Raw genomic sequence first — 17,678 nt, 5'->3', positions numbered from 1 at the left:
ATGCCAAAAAACCAACTATTAGCTCAAAGCATTAAATAAAACCCAACCCAGCCCTCCACGCTAGGTTTAAACACTAGTTAGCGAACAAAAAAAAGCACTTAATATTTTAATAGATCGCTATTTATCGATAAACCACGAGCTTGCTGGTGTGCGCTTTCGCACATTGTGCTGTGTCATTAGATACAAAAAATCCCCCTAAAAATGCAATCACATTCGTAGGGGGATTTTTAAACAACTGAAAATTTATCTAAGCAGAAAACTACTTATCTTTAGGCTTTTCGTTGTACATTTCTTCGATTTCGTCTTGATACTTATCGTTGATAACTTTACGACGCAATTTTTGAGTTGGTGTCAGTTCACCATCATCCATAGAAAATGCTTTTGGTAGCAGTTTGAATTTCTTCACTTGCTCAAACTTAGCCAGTTCTTGCTGTAGGTCATTCACACGCTTTTCTAGCATCTCGACGATTTGGTGATGCTTAACCAGCTCAACGCGATCGTGATACTTGATATTAAGCTCTTTGGCGTACTCTTCTAGCGAGTCATAACAAGGAACAATCAGCGCAGAAACGAATTTGCGTGTATCAGCGATAACAGCAATCTGTTCGATAAAGTGATCTTTACCAATCGCGCCTTCAACCACTTGCGGTGCAATATACTTACCACCAGAGGTTTTCATCAGCTCTTTGATACGATCAGTAATGAACAGGTTACCATTTTCATCAAAATGACCCGCATCACCGGTTTTCAAGAAACCGTGCTCATCGAATGTCTTAGCTGTCTCTTCTGGCATCTTGTAGTAGCCACGCATCACCATTGGACCGCGAACAAGAATCTCGTCCTTAGCACCAATTTTTACTTCTGCGCCCGGCATCGACATACCAATCGAATCAGGGTTAAAACAGCGATCATCCCAACAAGATACTGTTGCCGTGGTTTCTGTCATGCCGTAGCCAAGTTTTACGTTGATGCCGATAGCATGGAAGAAACGACCGATGGTTTCATCTAACTTAGCTCCACCACAAGGCATGAAGTTGATGTTACCGCCGAGTAGAGCGCGCAGTTTAGATAGCACAAGCTTATCAGCTAGCGCATGGCTCTTCTTCAGCATCAACGATGGAGTACGACCTTCTTGGTGACAAACTGAAAGCTTTGCTCCCATGTTCACCGCCCAAGTAAATAGCACTTTACGAATAAATGGTGCTTTAGATACCTTCTCGTGAATCGCAGAGAAGATCTTCTCGTAGAAGCGTGGAACCGCACACATTACAGTAGGTTTCACATCACTTAGCGCATCACGCACTTGCATCGTATCTTGCAGGTAGCAGTTGGTTGCGCCTTTATAAAGAACGTAGAACGTCCAAGCACGCTCAAATACGTGTGATAACGGTAGGAAACACAATGAGACATCGTCTTTGCTCAGGCTAAGGCGCTCATCGTGGCCTTCTAACTGGTAGCCAATGTTGGTGTAATCAAGCATTACGCCTTTTGGCTGACCTGTGGTACCAGAGGTATAGATAAGAGTCAGCAGGTCGTCCATGCTTGCATCAGCAAGACGCACGTCAAGTTCAGCTTGTTGTGCTTCAACGCCACGCGCCATGAAGTCATTCCAAGATACGGCAAAGCTGTGTCCTTGCAGGTCGATGTCATCAGACATAGCCACAACAACTTCTAGCTGCTCGCACTCTTCAAACAGGCTAACCGCCGCATCGAATTGAACTTGCTCACCAACGAATAAGATCTTCACATCTGCATTTTGGATGATGTAAGAAGACTGTGCTGCTGTATTCGTTGGATAAATCGGCACAGTCACAAGGCGTGCTTGTAACGATGCAAAATCTGCCACGGTCCATTGAGGCATATTGTTCGAATAGATACCGATCTTATCCTGAACTCTCAGTCCTTGAGCCAACAGTGCTAATGAAAGCGTATCGATTTGTTGTCCAAACTGCTGCCAGCTAATACCTTGCCATACATTATCTACTTTGTGCTTCAAAGCTGTACGGTTGCCGCCTTGGGCAATTTGGTCACGAAGTCTTTTTACGATATGAAAATCTAAATTGGCCATCTCTTTACCTTTGGCTTACACCTGTAAGCTTTTTTGAGCGCACAAGTGTACCTCTGATCATGGAAAAGGCAACTGATGAAGCTCAAAGTTATAAGTAATAGTACGTATCACGCTAAGTTTTCTATCAACAAAAATAGCAGGTACAAAAAAGCCCCAAGCCAGACTCCCAGCTTAGGGCTTATAAATCATAGAGTTTAGTGCTTAGTTAAGCGCCACTACTTCGCCACAGATCATCATTAACTGATCTCGTAACCAAATGTGTCCTTTGTCCTTTTCACTTGATTCGTGCCAGCTTAGGAAGCCTGAAATTGCCGCATTATCACATGGGAAATCTAGAATCTGAAGCTGCTCTTTGTTTGCTGCATGTTCTACCATCCAACGAGGAGCAATCGTTACTAGTTCAGACTGACCTACAACGTAAAGAACGTTGCTTAGGCTCGTGCCTTCGTAGAAAGGCATGCAGTCTAGGTCACGGTAAGCTTGCTCAGAGAAGCTACGTTGACCGTGAATGCGAGACAATTTCGCGTGCTTTTCGTTAAGCAGCTCTGCCGCTGTTACTTCACCGTTAATGCGTGGGTGAGAAGCAGAAGCGACAACAACCAACTCATCTTGGAAGATTTCAGTGCTTGAGAAACCTTGCTCATCAAAGCGAGCGTAATCGATCACGAAGTCGATTTCTTGGTAGCGCATGCGCTCAGAAAGTTGACGATCGAATTCAGCATCCATGTGCAGTTTCACGCTAGGTGCTTGCTCGTTGATAGTCGACATAATCTTAGGTGCAAAACGCATGTCACAAGGGCTGCAAATCGCAAGCTTGAACAGGCGAGAAGAAGACTCTGGAGAGAACACAGAACTTGGTAGTTCGTTGCGTACTAATTGTAGCGCTTGGCGGATAGGACCAAACAACTGACGTGCACGTTGAGTCGGTTGAATACCACGACCTTGGCGCATGAATAGTTCGTCGTTAAACATCACTTTTAGACGAGCAACAGCGTTACTTACAGCAGGCTGAGACATACCCAGATTGTGAGCTGCACGTGTAATGTTTTGCTCTTGCATAACTGCATCAAATACAGTCAAAAGATTTAAGTCGACTCCACGAAGTGTGCTTTCCATTCTGTAGCTTGCAATAGCACTCATTGCGTCTTTCTTATCTAACATTCAAGTTGCCTCTTGTCGGTTCGACAGCGTTAAATTGGTAATGGTATGAGAATAGATAACCACTAATTCTTATATTTATCAGACCGATGTTTTTCGGATTGACATTACTATTAACCAATGCATCTCGAGCTACCAACAAGATTGATAAAGAATAATTTTATTTTACCTTAATGATTAAACAACATCTAAAAATCAATTATTTATAGAGTTATAAAAAAACATAAAATGCGTCACTTATGAGTTTAATTTCGACTTATTTAGCTGTTCTATCGTTTGGTTACATTTGTTACAATTTATTGAACCCGTGAATTGTTCAACCGGTCAATTTAGAAATAGCACTTATGAGTTAGGTGAGCGATGCATAACTTGGAAAGTCGACCTTGTCCCAAAGTTGCTTTCTTAAATCATCTTGATTAGACCAATTCCCTGCTAATACCCACTCAACGAGTGCACTTGCCACGTCTGGATAGGTGACCACTTCGGCCTGTTTTTCACTGAGCCAAGCGCGCAAGATAGCCGCATCTAAAAACGTCATGGTTTGAGCTAACCCAAGGGCCTCTAGCGTCGCCACATTGCTCTGTTGTTCGAACTGTCCTTCGAGTGGTTTGAGAAGCAATTTCTTCCCCAAAGTTAGGGCTTCAGATGGCAATTCAAAGCCGCCATTTGCGACCACACCAGAGCACTGATTGAGGTCGAATTGAAAGCCCGCATGACTCAGTGGTTTGAACTCAATATTTTCAACTCGGCTATGCTCAATCACATCCGGGTGGTAACAGACAAAGTTTTGCGAAATGAACTTCATCAGCAGCTCTGAGATCGACTCAAGATCCTCAAATGGCAAATAGACCAACGTAAAATCTTGTGTTGTTTTTATTTGTTGATCACCAACCAGCGTGTGAACGATAGGCGGCAAAATCGGCTGTTCAAAGTGATACCAGTGCAAGCCAATAGAGTGCTCGGTTGGGGCGAAATGTTGAATCACTGAATGTTCAATCCAGTTGCCCCCTTCTTTAGGTACATCATAACGAAACGCATTCTGGTGGCTTATCCCAATGCATGACACACCTTGTCTCTTAGCCGCCCATGCAGTGACAGGCTCAAAATCATTAATCACTAAGTCATAAGGCGTAAGATCGATCTGGTTAATCTCACGGAGAAATCGCCAGATGTTGTTCTTCATGAATGTTTTGCCGTATTTAACCTGCCCCTGCTCGCTGTAAAAAGTTAAGCCGCTGCGGGTCTGATAGTTGCCAAACGCTTCCATCGAAAAGTATTTGCTCTCATCTCGCCCAGAGAACAGAAAATCGACATCAATATTTTGCTGACGAAAAGCGACGGCCATTGCTCTCGCTCGAGCGATGTGCCCATTTCCTGTGCCTTGTACGCCATATAAAATTTTCATGCATGTTCCTTTAAATTTACCACTTAAGCTCGGCAGTGGTTGCCAACAAAATAATTACAGGATGAAGCTGATAGCTAGGCTGGTACAAGCGATGCCCAAGGCTGCGCCAATCAGTACGTCCGTTAAAAAGTGCACACCGAGCAGGATTCGAGAGCCTGCAATCGCAGTTGCCCACACCAAGCTAAAGAGGTACAAGCTCGGATAGAAATGCCCGATTAGGGTCGCCATAACAAAAGCAGCAGCGGAATGCCCTGAAGGCAGACTGTATTTATCGGATGGCACAATATGAGAGTGAAGTAGTGAAGAGAATTCAGCTGGTCGACGGCGCTTGAGGGTATTTTTAGCAAACCAGTAAATAGGCAGTTCGATTGCGAAGGCGGTTAAGCCCACCAAAAGAAAGTCTCGACCGGTGTTGCTATCGACCAGCAGTGCAATCAAGGCAATCAAAACATAAAGGTGTCCATCTCCAGTATGAGACACCGCTTTACTGAGCGTTGCATGTTGCCCGCCATAGCGGTTGTTTAAACAGAAAACAGAAAATGCCACATCCCAGCGGACAATAGGTTCGATAGTACGCATACGATCTCCTTAACAATCCTTATTCAGTTAAGGCTCAAGTTATGCTCAACAAATGACAGTTAAGTGACATTTTGAATGAACTAAAATGAAATTTCCCATGCTTGATAGGCTGGTCAATGGATCAAGTCAGGATGGCGATAGAAGCGACCGATAAAAATAAAGCGACCCAAGGCCGCTTTATTCTTCTATGTTTTCAATTCTTTATATAAGCAAGCAAACGCTACTTCTATCGTGTTAATGGTTATAGCGTTCGCTAATGATAATAGAGCTCGCAAATAATTAAACGCTAAAGGCTATAGCGCTAGTGGCTCGTGCTTTTTAACCAAACCGAAATCCGCCAATATCGCGTAAGCAGCAGGGGTCATAAACAGCACCAGTAAGGTCGAGGCAAATATGCCGAATACGATCGAAATAACCAATGGCTGGATAACCTGAGCCTGTAAGCTGGTTTCCGTCAACAGCGGTAGCAAACCTGCCGCAGTCGTCATTGAGGTCAAGAATACCGCTCGGAAACGCTCGCGACTGGCTTTCACCACCGAGTCATGCACGCTATCTCCCTCATCGACATGGTGACGAATGTACTGCACCAACAAGATGGAATCATTAACCACAATTCCGGCAAGCGACACAAAGCCCATCATGCTTGGCATACTCAAAGAATGGCCAAGTATCCAGTGACCAACGACCACCCCAATAAAAGCGAGTGGAATCGCTAACATCACGACCACAGGCTCTAAATAGCTTCTGAACTGATAGCTAAGAATCGCAAACACGCCGAATAAGCCGAGCAAGAATCCTTTGCCCATCGAAGCGCCAGTCTTGGCTGCATCCTTGGCCTCCCCTTCGAAATCAAAGCGTAAACCCGGGTACTTCTGAATAAGTTTGGCGGCTTCATCTTTTTGGAACTGAGCCAAAATCGCGGATGAACTCGCTTTCTTATTATCAATATCACCAAAAATACTGATGGTTCTCAGCCCATCAATACGCTGAATTCGCACGTAGTTACGCTGGAAATCTAATGTCGCCAACGTTGCTAGCGGGATCTGACTGCCATCTGCGGTAATGATTGGGAAGTTAGCTAGCTGCTGTATGTCGCCCGCTTGTTCCTTATCAAGACGCACTTCAATCGAGATATTTTCAACGCCGATTTGAATCTCATCCGCCGTTTGCCCAAAGAAAGCCGCTCGTAACTGAGACGCAATCATCTGCCCATTCACATTGTAGGTTTCGGCTCCAGGGCGCAGCTTAACCAAAATCTCTTCTTTACCCATGCGCATATCATCAAGCACGCCGTGCACCCCATCGAACTGATTAAGGTACTCCTGAATATCCAAAGAAGCGGATTTCAATGCGCTCAGGTCATCGTGTTTGGCGCGGATTTCAATAGCACGACCGCCCGGCCCCATAGTCGGTTGCTTGAACACCAATGAAATAGGATCCGCTAAATCGCCAATATCCTCTCGCCACGCATCAATGAAATCATCGATAACCGTATTACGACTCTCTGCTCCGCGTAAATCTAAGCGCACTGTGGCTAAGTGCGGGCCGGATTCATTGGCATCGGCGTTAGCATTGAATTGGCTAGTTATGTGCTCGACCAGTGTATTGCCTTCTTCAACCTCTTCGCTCCATTGCTTGTTCAAACGCTCAGCAGACGCGACAATTTTGTCGACCACTTTCTCGGTTTGAGACAGTGATGCGCCCGGCGGAAGAATAATACGCGCCTCAGCAATATCACCATCCAGCTCTGGGAAAGGTTGAAACTTAACAACACCACCAGCAATCAAGGCGACTGAAAGCAACAACAGCGTAATCACTCCGCCCATAAAGGCGTAGCGGAAGGTCACGACTTTCTCAACCATGTTCATCAAAGTGGTATTACGGAAGTTCTCAAACTTCTCAAGCAACACCACTTTAAAGCGCAACGCTGGCTTATCATTTTTTTCTTTATGTAATGAATGAGATAAGTGATTAGGTAGAATCAGGAAGGCTTCAATCAAGCTCAACGACAGCACCAAAATCAATACTTGAGGAACGGCCTTAAGCACCGCGCCCATCTCGCCATCAAGAAACAGTAAGCTACCGAAAATACACACCGTGGTTAAGAAAGAAGACAGTACTCCGGGAAGCACTTTCTTAACGCCGTTGTACACCGCATCATCGACGCTTTGTCCCCTATCTAAGTGGGAGGCTATCGATTCGGCGATCACGATGGCGTCATCCATCATAATACCGATTGCCATCAACAACCCGACCAGCGACATAATGTTGATCGACAAACCAAGGTTGGCCATTAAGAACAAGCCACCAAGGAAGGCCACTGGCAACCCTGCCGCCACCCAAAATGAATAACGTAAGCTGAAGAACAGCCACATGGTGGCGAACACCAGCACAATACCTTGCCAGCCATTGCTCACCATCATGGTTAGACGATCCCAAAGCACAGATGAGAGATCGTTGGTCATTTGTAGTGTCACGCCATCAGGAGCAATCGCGCTTTGATCTTCAACGAATCGTGTTACGTTCTCTTTGATTCTCAGCGCATCGTCTTCTTTGTTCTTACTGATCTTAAGCAGCGCTGAAGGCTTGCCATCAAATAGCACCTTTTGCTCATCAAGCTCAAAGCGGTCGGTTATTTTGGCTATGTCTCTCAAACGAATCACCGAGCCATTAGGCGCAGATCCAACCACGATGCTTTCCAGCTCAACAGGCGTAACTCGTCTCTCGTCGAAACGAATCAGAAAGTTTTTGTCTGGTGTTTCAACGTTACCACTCGGCAGTTTTACATTCTGTCGACCAATTTGATCCGCGATATCACCGACACTCAAACCCAACTGACGAATAGCTTGGGTATCCAGTTCCACTCGATATTGATGATCCGAGAAGCCGCTAACCTCGACCAAAGAGACATCGTAATCAAGCTTCATGGTGCGCTTAAGATCTTCCGCGTAGGCCTTAAGTTCTGGCCACGACGTTTCGGCTGTTATAGCGATATCGACAACCGGTTCATTCCAATCTAGCTCTTGAACAACAGGCGATTCAATCTCAGTTGGGAAATCATTGATCGAGTTGATCTGGGTTTGCACATCCACCAGCATTCGGCCGATGTCCGCTTTTTCATTTAACTTTAGAATTAAACGAGCGCTGCCTTCGATGGCTTCACACTGAGTTTCTTCAATGTTGGCTAAGCCGTCTACTGCATCTTCCATTCGCACACACAAGCTCTCTTCCACTTCTTGTGGAGAGGCGCCGGGATAAACAATCGCAGCCATAATGTAAGGCGGATCGTAAGCGGGGAAGGTTTCACGTTTGATGGTTGATAGTGAGCTTATACCCAAGATCAACAACCCAAGCATCAACAAGTTTGCTGCTGTTGGGTGCCGAGAGAAAAACTTGATCATGACGCACTCTCCTGAGTATCTGATTCAAGCTCAGCCTCTTCAGAGTTGGACTCTCTCAGTAACATGCCTTCTATTGCTGGCAGGACATCATTGAGAACCAGTTTATCTCCAGTTTGTAGCTCTCCACTCACAACCACTTGATTGTCTCTGCGATAAAGCACTTCAACATTGACCACTTGCAAACGCTGGTTGTCATCCATCAGGTAAACCTTATCACCATGCAGTGCTCGCTCTGGAACCACCCAACTTAGATTCGCGACACCCTCAATCTCGGCTTTGACAAACATACCGTTAACCAAAGGCGTTGCGCTGTCTGGTTGCAATTGCGAGTAATCTTGAGCGATCTCGAGAATAATCCCCGCCGTCGCTTGGTTTTCATCAACCGTTTCACTGATTCTTGCCACCTTCGCAGGCCAACTGAGGTTAAGGTTGCCACTGTTAAGTTGAATGCTTGCTTTGATTGGCGCTTCATAAGGATTAGGGATTCCTGCAGCATCGCGAGGAAATTGGTTAAAGCTGGAGGCTAAAGTTTGCATATCGTGAATAGAAAGTTGCGCCTCTACTTCCATGACATTAATCCCGTGAGCAATAAACATCTCCTGCTGAAGGTTAACTACTTGATTTTGTTCGATATCAACCTGAGCAATTCGCATCGCTCTTGGCAAAGTGATCGTGGTCTTATCGAGAGAGCGCTGCGCCTCTTTTACCTTAGACACGTTGACCTTAATCACCGCTTCCGCAACACGCTTTTCATCTGGCATCAACGCGATTTGGTTCGCGATATCTAATACCAACTTCTGCTGAGACAATGCGCTTTGTTGTTGCAGGTCGACATCCGATTGAGAGGTGAGCCCTTTCTTACGCAGATCCTGTTTACGTTGTAGCTCTTTATTGCTGATCACCAAACGATTCTTTTCGATCTTAAGAGTCTTATTAAGGTTGTCTTCTTCTTGATTCAATTTCGCTAATGAGGTTTGGCTTGATTTTAGATCCGCCTCTGCTTGTATCAGTTTCAATTCGTAATCCAATGGATCAACCTTGAGCACGACCGTTCCTGCAGGGATCACCTGGCCTTTTTCAAGATCTGGATGTCGATACACGATCTGTCCTGTCACCTCAGCAATCGCTTTCCATTCAACTTTAGGCACTACTTTGCCAAAGCCGACCGCTAACGGCGCTATCAGTTGTTGTTCTAGGCTCACAGTATCAACTAAGCGAGCCCTATCACCCGCAGGTTTGGTTGGAAGATCCGGCTTCAAGTTAATCGCGGCGACAAGGCCAATAACACCAACCGCAAGTGCTGGAAAGAAGAGTAGTTTTTTATTTATTTTCATTATCTTTGGTCCTGCACGGAAGAAGGGCTCGGTGCGTTAATAAAGCCTTCAGTCATCAATTGAATGTTGTGTTCGATTAAACGATTAAGAAATTCTTCATTAATCTCAATCCCATGAATTGCCAATAAAGGCGGCGGAGCGATGAAAGGAAACACCATCAAGCTTACATACGAAATACGGCACAATTTTGGATCCATGTTCTGTTTTAAGATGCCTTGTTCAACCAACTTTTCAAAAATGACATCTTGGGCTGGCTTTGCAACATCGAGGAAAACCTTTTCGAGCAACTCTCTTTGCACTTCAGAGGGAGGCATATTCATCACTTGGGCTATCAAGCGAGGAAACTTCGGCACTTTGACCATCTCTTTGTAGTAAGTCCGCATTAAATCAAGAAAGTTCTCATGACTGCTTTCATCAACGAGTCTCTGCATTTGTAATTGCATAGGGCGTAATGTTTCACGCAGCATCGCCTCAAACAATCCGGCTTTACTGCCAAAGTAATAGCGAATCATCGCAATATTCACACCCGCTCGCTCAGCAACTAAGCGAGTCGATACCTTGTCGTACGGTTGAACCACGAACAGATCTCGAGCGTGCTCAATGAGTAACTGCCGTACATCTAGATTCTGTTGAGGTCGCCCTGCTTTACGCGCTGCCATCACTGAGACCTATCCCTATAATTAATCACACGATTAATTATAGGGATAAATCGACATGGTTGTAGAAGATTAATTACTCACTATTTAATCAAATGATTAATTAATTTAGCCACCCTTTTAATTTTATTGGTGAATCGTTCCATCAAAAAGATTTACTACAAAGTTTTAACCTACACATCAGCCAAACGATAAACTAACCGCCCAGTACAAAACACTCAATCAGCTGATAACACCAGCAAACAACACGCAAGCAGCACAAACCAAAAAAAAACACCGCCAAAGCACGCTGATATTGGATTTTCTTGTTTGACGCTCAGAATAAATTGCGGTAAATATGGTGTTAACAGTTTATTTACGGATATTTGTGTAATGATTTTTTCTTCTTCTCGACTGCTGAAACTTCTCCTTATCGTGAACCAATCGCGCGGGTAAGTTGTGGGTCAAGAACTACACAAATATTAAAACCCGCGCTGAGCGGGTTTTTTTGTAACTGGCACTTTTAAAAGAACATCATTCTTAATAATAATTTGGATAGCAATCGATTCATTATCGATATAAGGAAGCACCCATGAACGATCAAGTGATAATTTTTGACACGACCTTACGTGATGGCGAACAAGCGTTGGCTGCAAGCTTAACGGTAAAAGAGAAATTACAGATCGCTTATGCACTTGAACGACTGGGTGTAGATGTTATTGAAGCGGGCTTTCCGGTGTCATCACCAGGCGACTTTGAGTCAGTACAAACCATCGCAAAAAATATTAAAGACAGCCGAATCTGTGCACTTTCTCGTGCTGTAGCGAAGGATATCGATGCCGCTGCAGAAGCGTTAAAAGTCGCTGAGCAGTTCCGTATTCACACCTTCATTTCTACATCAACGGTTCACGTGCAAGATAAATTACGCCGTAGCTACGACGATGTTGTCGATATGGCAGTAAAAGCGGTAAAGCATGCGCGCAACTACACAGACGATGTTGAGTTCTCTTGTGAAGATGCAGGTCGTACGCCTATCGATAACCTATGTCGTATGGTTGAAGCGGCAATCAACGCGGGCGCGAAAACCATCAACATTCCAGACACAGTGGGCTACACAGTACCTAACGAGTTTGGTGGCATTATCAAAACGCTATTTGATCGCGTTCCAAACATCGACCAAGCAATCATCTCTGTTCACTGTCACGATGACTTGGGTATGTCGGTTGCTAACTCAATCGCAGCGGTACAAGCAGGTGCTCGCCAAGTTGAAGGTACCATTAACGGCATTGGTGAACGCGCGGGTAACTGTTCTCTAGAAGAGATCGCAATGATCATCAAGACTCGTCAAGAGTTATTAGGTGTTCATACCGGCCTAGATCACCAAGAGATCCACCGTACCAGTAAATTGGTGAGCCAGCTTTGCCACATGCCGATTCAAGACAACAAAGCAATCGTTGGTGCTAACGCATTCAGCCACTCTTCAGGTATCCACCAAGATGGCATGCTAAAGAACAAGAACACTTACGAGATCATGACACCTGAGTCTATTGGCTTGAAAAACAAAGCATTGAACCTAACAAGCCGCAGTGGTCGTGCAGCCGTTAAGAGCCACATGGACGCAATGGGCTACAAAGACAATGAGTACAACCTAGATTCATTGTACGAAGACTTTTTGAAACTGGCTGACCGTAAAGGCCAAGTATTCGATTACGACCTAGAAGCACTAATGCACTTCGCAAATCTACGTGACGAAGATGACTTCTATAAACTTAACTACCTAAGCGTACAATCTGGTAGTGTTATGTCTACCACTAGCATCAAGCTGCAATGTGGTGATGAAGAGAAATGCGAAGCGGCTGTCGGTAACGGACCTGTTGATGCTTTATACCAATGTATCTACCGCTTAACGGGTTACGAAATTGCATTGGATAAATTCGACCTTACCGCGAAAGGTGAAGGCGAAGATGGCTTAGGCCAAGCTGATATTATTGCTAACTATAAAGGCCGTAAGTACCACGGTACGGGCGTTTCAACGGATATCGTTGAGGCCTCTGGTCAGGCGCTACTGCACGTTATTAATAGCATTCAACGCGCAGACACCATTGCTGAAATGAAACAGCAAAGAATCGCAACAGTTTAAACACCCAATAACAGAGCCCTAGAGCCGATGTTATTGGCTTTAGGGACAAAATTTAAAACGAGCTAAATAGCTCAGTAACAAAGAATTAAAGGATTAACATGACTGATAAATCATACAAAATTGCCGTACTACCTGGTGATGGCATTGGCCCAGAAGTAATGCAACAAGCGCATAAAGTGCTAGACGCGATCGAAAAGAAGCACGCGATTAGCTTTTCTCGCGAAGAGTATGATGTTGGTGGTATTGCAATTGATAACCACGGCTGTCCACTTCCAGAAGCAACAGTCACTGGCTGTGAAGAATCTGACGCAGTACTTTTTGGTTCTGTTGGCGGTCCTAAATGGGAACACCTTCCACCGAACGACCAACCAGAGCGTGGTGCCCTACTTCCTCTCCGTAAACACTTCCAACTGTTCTGTAACCTACGTCCAGCTCAAATCCATAAAGGTCTAGAGTCTTTCTCTCCTTTACGTGCTGACATCTCAGGTAACGGTTTCGACATCGTGGTAGTCCGTGAGCTAACAGGCGGTATCTACTTCGGCCAACCTAAAGGCCGTGAAGGCGAAGGCGCAACTGAAAAAGCTTTTGATACAGAGGTTTACCACCGTTACGAGATCGAACGTATTGCCAAGATTGCGTTTGAATCTGCACGTCTACGTAACAAAAACGTTTACTCAATCGATAAAGCAAACGTTCTGCAGAGCTCTATCTTATGGCGTGAAGTGGTTGAAGAAATCGCAAAAGATTACCCAGATGTCACGCTAAACCACATGTACATCGACAACGCGACCATGCAGCTAATCAAAGACCCATCTCAGTTTGACGTAATGCTATGTTCAAACATCTTTGGTGACATCATCTCTGATGAGTGCGCAATGATCACTGGCTCTATGGGTATGCTTCCTTCTGCAAGTTTAAATGAAAGCAACTTCGGCCTATACGAACCAGCAGGTGGCAGCGCACCAGATATCGCAGGTAAGAACATCGCAAACCCAGTCGCGCAAATCCTTTCTGCAGCCCTAATGCTTCGTTACAGCCTAGGCGAAGAAGCGGCAGCACAAGACATCGAAGCAGCGGTTTCTAAAGCACTTTCTGCAGGCGAGCTAACGGCAGACCTTGCTGGCAAAAACCAAGCGCTGACTACCTCTGAAATGGGTGACAAGATCGCTGAGTACATCTTAGCTTCATAAGCTAAAGGCTCCGATTAGAAGCAAGTACATAAGAATAATATCAAGCCAAGTCAGCGTAAACCGCATGACTTGGCTCGAAACAAACACTGGGACTGATGCTCCCAAGGAAGAAAAGCTATGTCGACAAACCAGCACGCAAAAACCTTATACGAAAAAGTTTATGACGCTCACGTTGCGGTTGCAGCGAAGGGCGAAACACCAATTCTTTATATCGATCGTCACTTAGTTCACGAAGTAACGTCACCTCAAGCCTTTGATGGCCTACGTGAGAAAGGCCGCAAAGTTCGCCAAGTTGGCAAGACTTTCGCGACCATGGATCACAACGTATCGACACAAACTAAAGACATCAACGCTTCTGGTGAGATGGCTCGTATCCAAATGGAAACGCTATCGAAGAACTGTGAAGAGTTTGGTGTCACGCTTTACGATCTAAACCACAAATACCAAGGTATTGTGCACGTAATGGGCCCTGAGCTAGGTATTACGCTACCGGGCATGACCATCGTATGTGGTGACTCGCACACGGCTACACACGGTGCATTTGGTTCACTAGCATTTGGTATCGGTACTTCAGAAGTGGAGCACGTTCTAGCTACGCAAACGCTAAAACAAGCTCGCGCTAAAACCATGAAGATCGAAGTAAAAGGCAAGGTTACTCCTGGCATCACTGCAAAAGACATCGTGCTAGCGATCATCGGTAAAACAACGGCTGCTGGCGGTACTGGCTACGTAGTTGAATTCTGTGGTGAGGCAATTACCGACCTTACGATGGAAGGTCGTATGACAGTATGTAACATGGCAATCGAGCTTGGCGCTAAAGCAGGCTTAATCGCTCCAGATGCAACGACATACGAGTACATCAAAGGTCGCAAGTTCTCTCCAGAAGGCGAAGACCTAGAAGCAGCAATCGAATACTGGGATACGTTAAAAACCGATGCTGATGCAGAATTCGATGCAGTTGTTACATTAGAAGCGGCAGACATCAAACCACAAGTCACTTGGGGTACCAACCCAGGTCAGGTTATCTCAGTAGACACACCAATCCCTGCACCAGAAAGCTTCGCAGACCCTGTAGAAAAAGCATCAGCTGAAAAAGCGCTGGCTTACATGGGTCTTGAAGCCGGTAAATCTCTATCTGATTACAACGTAGATAAAGTGTTCGTGGGTTCTTGTACTAACTCTCGTATCGAAGACATGCGTGCAGCAGCAGCGGTAGCGAAAGGCCGTCAAGTAGCGAAACATGTTCAAGCGCTTATCGTTCCGGGTTCAGAGCAAGTTAAAGCACAAGCTGAGGCTGAAGGCCTAGATAAGATCTTCATCGAAGCAGGCTTTGAATGGCGTTTACCGGGTTGCTCTATGTGTCTTGCGATGAACAACGACCGTCTAGGTCCACAAGAGCGCTGTGCTTCTACATCAAACCGTAACTTTGAAGGTCGCCAAGGCCGTGATGGTCGTACGCACCTAGTTAGCCCAGCAATGGCAGCCGCAGCGGCTATCGCTGGTCACTTTGTCGATATTCGTGAACTTTAATTAGAGGGTTTAACATGTCAGGTTTTCAACAACACACCGGATTAGTCGTTCCTCTAGATACGGCCAACATCGATACTGATGCGATCATTCCAAAGCAGTTTCTACAGAAAGTAAACCGCATCGGTTTTGGTAAGCACTTGTTCCACGATTGGCGCTTCCTAGACGATGCAGGCCAACAGTCAAACCCTGAGTTTGTAATGAACGAAGCTCGCTACCAAGGCGCTTCAATTCTTTTAGCTCGTGAAAACTTCGGTTGTGGTTCATCTCGTGAACACGCACCTTGGGCGCTTGCCGATTACGGTATCCAAGTAATGATCGCACCAAGCTTTGCCGACATTTTCTACGGTAACTCGATCAACAACCAAATGGTGCCAGTTCGATTGACTGAGCAAGAAGTGGATGAGCTATTCCAATTCGTTGAAGCGAATGAAGGTGCAGAAATTACGGTTGATCTAGAAGCAATGAAAGTCAGCGCGAACGGCAAAGAGTACTCGTTTGAAATTGATGAGTTCCGTCGTCACTGCTTACTGAATGGTTTAGATAATATCGGCCTTACACTTCAACATGCCGATAAGATCTCAGAGTTTGAAGCTAAGATTCCTAGCTTCCTAAAATAATGAGACGTTTCTGAATAAATCTAAAGGTTGGCCAAGTGCCAACCTTTTTTATTTGGCTAAGCTTTTAACTTAACTTCATATGTTTATTTAAATGAAGGGCAATGAAAGAAAATGGTAAGCCTTAAGGTCTTAGTAGTCAGTCATCAGGAGAATGCCATGAAACAACTACTTTTTATTGTCAGCCTACTTTTCTCAACCTTAGCTTGGTCTGCGCCTAAGTCCGATCTTTGGCCATACTGGAACCAAAGCGACGAAACCAAACTAGAACAGGTATCTCATCAAGATTGGCAGCAATTCCTCGATAGCTACTTGGTTAAACAGGGGCAAAATACGTTAGTTCGCTATAAAGCAGTGAACACCGCCGATAAAACAAAGCTTAAACAATACATCAAGCAACTCGAACAGGTGAATCCGCTCGACTATTCAAAAGCGGAGCAGTATGCCTATTGGGTTAACCTATACAACGCCGTGACTGTCGATTTGATTCTTGATGCCTACCCGATCAAATCCATAACTAAACTTGGCGGACTATTTAGTTTCGGTCCGTGGGGAGATGATGTGGTAGTCGTTAATGGGAAATCACTGACACTCAATGACATTGAACACCGAATCCTAAGACCAATTTGGCAAGATCCTCGCACGCATTATGCAGTGAACTGTGCCAGCCTAGGTTGCCCTAACTTACAACCTGACGCTTTTACCTCTAAAAATACTGAAGCCTTGCTAGAGCAAGCTGCAACTGAGTTTGTAAGCAGTGACAAAGGCGTGATGGTTACAAACAATAAGCTTCAACTATCATCGATTTACGAATGGTTTGCTGTGGATTTTGGTACGAAGAAACAGCTTATTCAGCACTTAGAACAATATCGAATTGAAGCAGTAACCAATACTCAAAACATCAGTTATGAATACGATTGGTCGCTCAACCAAGCAAACTAGCTCTAAGGCTAAAGTTGATCACTAAAGTAAAAAAGAGGCGAGAGGTTTTTATTAACCTCTAGCCTCTTCTCAATTCTTTGACCGTATTTCTACAATTAAAAGCTTGAGCTCGGTTGCTGCAAGAACTCAATCTCTTCGGGAGTCGAAGCTCGCCCTAACACCTCATTACGGTGCGGATAGCGACCAAATCGCTCAATGATAACCTTGTGCTTAAACTCAAAGTCCAGATTATGCTCTAATCCCGTTTGAGAAAAGAGTTCCACGGCTTGTTCATGGACTAACAAAGATTCACTGTGCATATAAGGCATATACAGGAAGCTTTTCTGTTGCTCGTTAAGCTGGTGATCAAAACCACCCGCTACCGCCTCTTGGGCTAGAGCCAACGCCATCGGATCAGCAGAAAATGCTGTCGGACTTTTTCTACCAATATTTCGAGAAAACTGATCAAGTACGATAATCTCAGCCAATCGTCCTTGCGCAGTTTGGCGCCACTCAAATAGCTCGCCTTGAATGGCTGCTTTATGCAATTCAGAAAATCGAGACTCTATCAAAGTGTCAATCTCGGCGCCGCCAGTAAACCAATCTTTAGGCGTCAACTCATCGAACCAAAACTCTAGAACATCCTGATACGTTACCGTCATATAATTCCCTTTAATAAAAAACCGAGTAACTTTGTTATTAC

Annotated in this window: 13 protein-coding genes; 5 read left to right on the top strand and 8 right to left on the bottom strand. The window is 44.9% G+C overall.

All coding sequences use genetic code 11. The features are described from left to right. Positions 1-259: 259 nt before the first annotated feature. The 7 genes from ACED41_RS01990 to ACED41_RS01960 form a co-directional block, all read right to left on the bottom strand. Positions 260-2,068 carry a long-chain fatty acid--CoA ligase gene (locus ACED41_RS01990; protein WP_017066937.1) on the bottom strand — a complete coding sequence of 603 codons (1,809 nt, stop codon included), beginning with the start codon at positions 2,066-2,068 and terminating at the stop codon, positions 260-262. A 201-nt stretch (positions 2,069-2,269) separates the two neighbouring features. Continuing rightward, positions 2,270-3,229 (bottom strand): transcriptional regulator LeuO, encoded by a 960-nt coding sequence (gene leuO / locus ACED41_RS01985; protein ID WP_017062928.1) that lies wholly within the window; start codon positions 3,227-3,229, stop codon positions 2,270-2,272. A gap of 346 nt (positions 3,230-3,575) precedes the next feature. Next, positions 3,576-4,631: an MJ1255/VC2487 family glycosyltransferase gene (locus tag ACED41_RS01980; protein WP_017062929.1), complete on the bottom strand. Its 1,056-nt coding sequence runs from the start codon at positions 4,629-4,631 to the stop codon at positions 3,576-3,578. A gap of 54 nt (positions 4,632-4,685) precedes the next feature. Further along, the gene (locus ACED41_RS01975; RefSeq protein ID WP_017062930.1) at positions 4,686-5,210 is read right to left on the bottom strand and encodes a phosphatase PAP2 family protein; all 525 of its coding nucleotides are present in this window, start codon (positions 5,208-5,210) and stop codon (positions 4,686-4,688) included. Positions 5,211-5,503: 293 nt separating this feature from the next. Continuing rightward, positions 5,504-8,611, bottom strand: coding sequence for an efflux RND transporter permease subunit (locus tag ACED41_RS01970; RefSeq protein ID WP_017068815.1), 3,108 nt, complete (start codon positions 8,609-8,611; stop codon positions 5,504-5,506). After that, positions 8,608-9,945: an efflux RND transporter periplasmic adaptor subunit gene (locus ACED41_RS01965; RefSeq protein WP_017062932.1), complete on the bottom strand. Its 1,338-nt coding sequence runs from the start codon at positions 9,943-9,945 to the stop codon at positions 8,608-8,610. The genes ACED41_RS01970 and ACED41_RS01965 overlap by 4 nt, the downstream gene beginning before the upstream one ends. After that, positions 9,945-10,604, bottom strand: a complete 660-nt coding sequence (locus ACED41_RS01960) for a TetR/AcrR family transcriptional regulator (protein ID WP_017062933.1) — start codon at positions 10,602-10,604, stop codon at positions 9,945-9,947. The genes ACED41_RS01965 and ACED41_RS01960 overlap by 1 nt, the downstream gene beginning before the upstream one ends. 568 nt (positions 10,605-11,172) lie before the next feature. Here ACED41_RS01960 and leuA point away from each other — a divergent pair. The 5 genes from leuA to ACED41_RS01935 all read left to right on the top strand — a co-directional run bounded on the left by leuA (position 11,173) and on the right by ACED41_RS01935 (position 16,996). Continuing rightward, positions 11,173-12,720 carry a 2-isopropylmalate synthase gene (leuA, locus tag ACED41_RS01955; protein ID WP_017066940.1) on the top strand — a complete coding sequence of 516 codons (1,548 nt, stop codon included), beginning with the start codon at positions 11,173-11,175 and terminating at the stop codon, positions 12,718-12,720. 98 nt (positions 12,721-12,818) lie between these two features. Then, on the top strand, positions 12,819-13,910 hold the full coding sequence (leuB, locus tag ACED41_RS01950; protein WP_017061390.1) for a 3-isopropylmalate dehydrogenase: 1,092 nt from the start codon (positions 12,819-12,821) through the stop codon (positions 13,908-13,910). A 117-nt stretch (positions 13,911-14,027) separates the two neighbouring features. Continuing rightward, positions 14,028-15,440, top strand: a complete 1,413-nt coding sequence (gene leuC, locus ACED41_RS01945; RefSeq protein WP_017062936.1) for a 3-isopropylmalate dehydratase large subunit — start codon at positions 14,028-14,030, stop codon at positions 15,438-15,440. A 14-nt stretch (positions 15,441-15,454) separates the two neighbouring features. Further along, entirely contained in the window at positions 15,455-16,057 is a 603-nt protein-coding gene (leuD, locus tag ACED41_RS01940; RefSeq protein WP_371724393.1) for a 3-isopropylmalate dehydratase small subunit, read from the top strand. Between the two features lie 156 nt (positions 16,058-16,213). Beyond that, positions 16,214-16,996, top strand: coding sequence for a DUF547 domain-containing protein (locus ACED41_RS01935; RefSeq protein ID WP_137001752.1), 783 nt, complete (start codon positions 16,214-16,216; stop codon positions 16,994-16,996). A 95-nt stretch (positions 16,997-17,091) separates the two neighbouring features. Here the strand turns inward: ACED41_RS01935 and ACED41_RS01930 are convergent, their stop codons facing one another. Continuing rightward, positions 17,092-17,637 (bottom strand): DUF924 family protein, encoded by a 546-nt coding sequence (locus ACED41_RS01930; protein ID WP_017066942.1) that lies wholly within the window; start codon positions 17,635-17,637, stop codon positions 17,092-17,094. Positions 17,638-17,678 lie beyond the last annotated feature (41 nt).

This window comes from Vibrio sp. 1F255 (assembly GCF_041439145.1).
Classification (GTDB): Bacteria; Pseudomonadota; Gammaproteobacteria; order Enterobacterales; family Vibrionaceae; genus Vibrio; species Vibrio crassostreae_C.
Note: the sequence above shows the minus strand (reverse complement) of the source record. Positions and strands in the feature narration are given on the sequence as shown.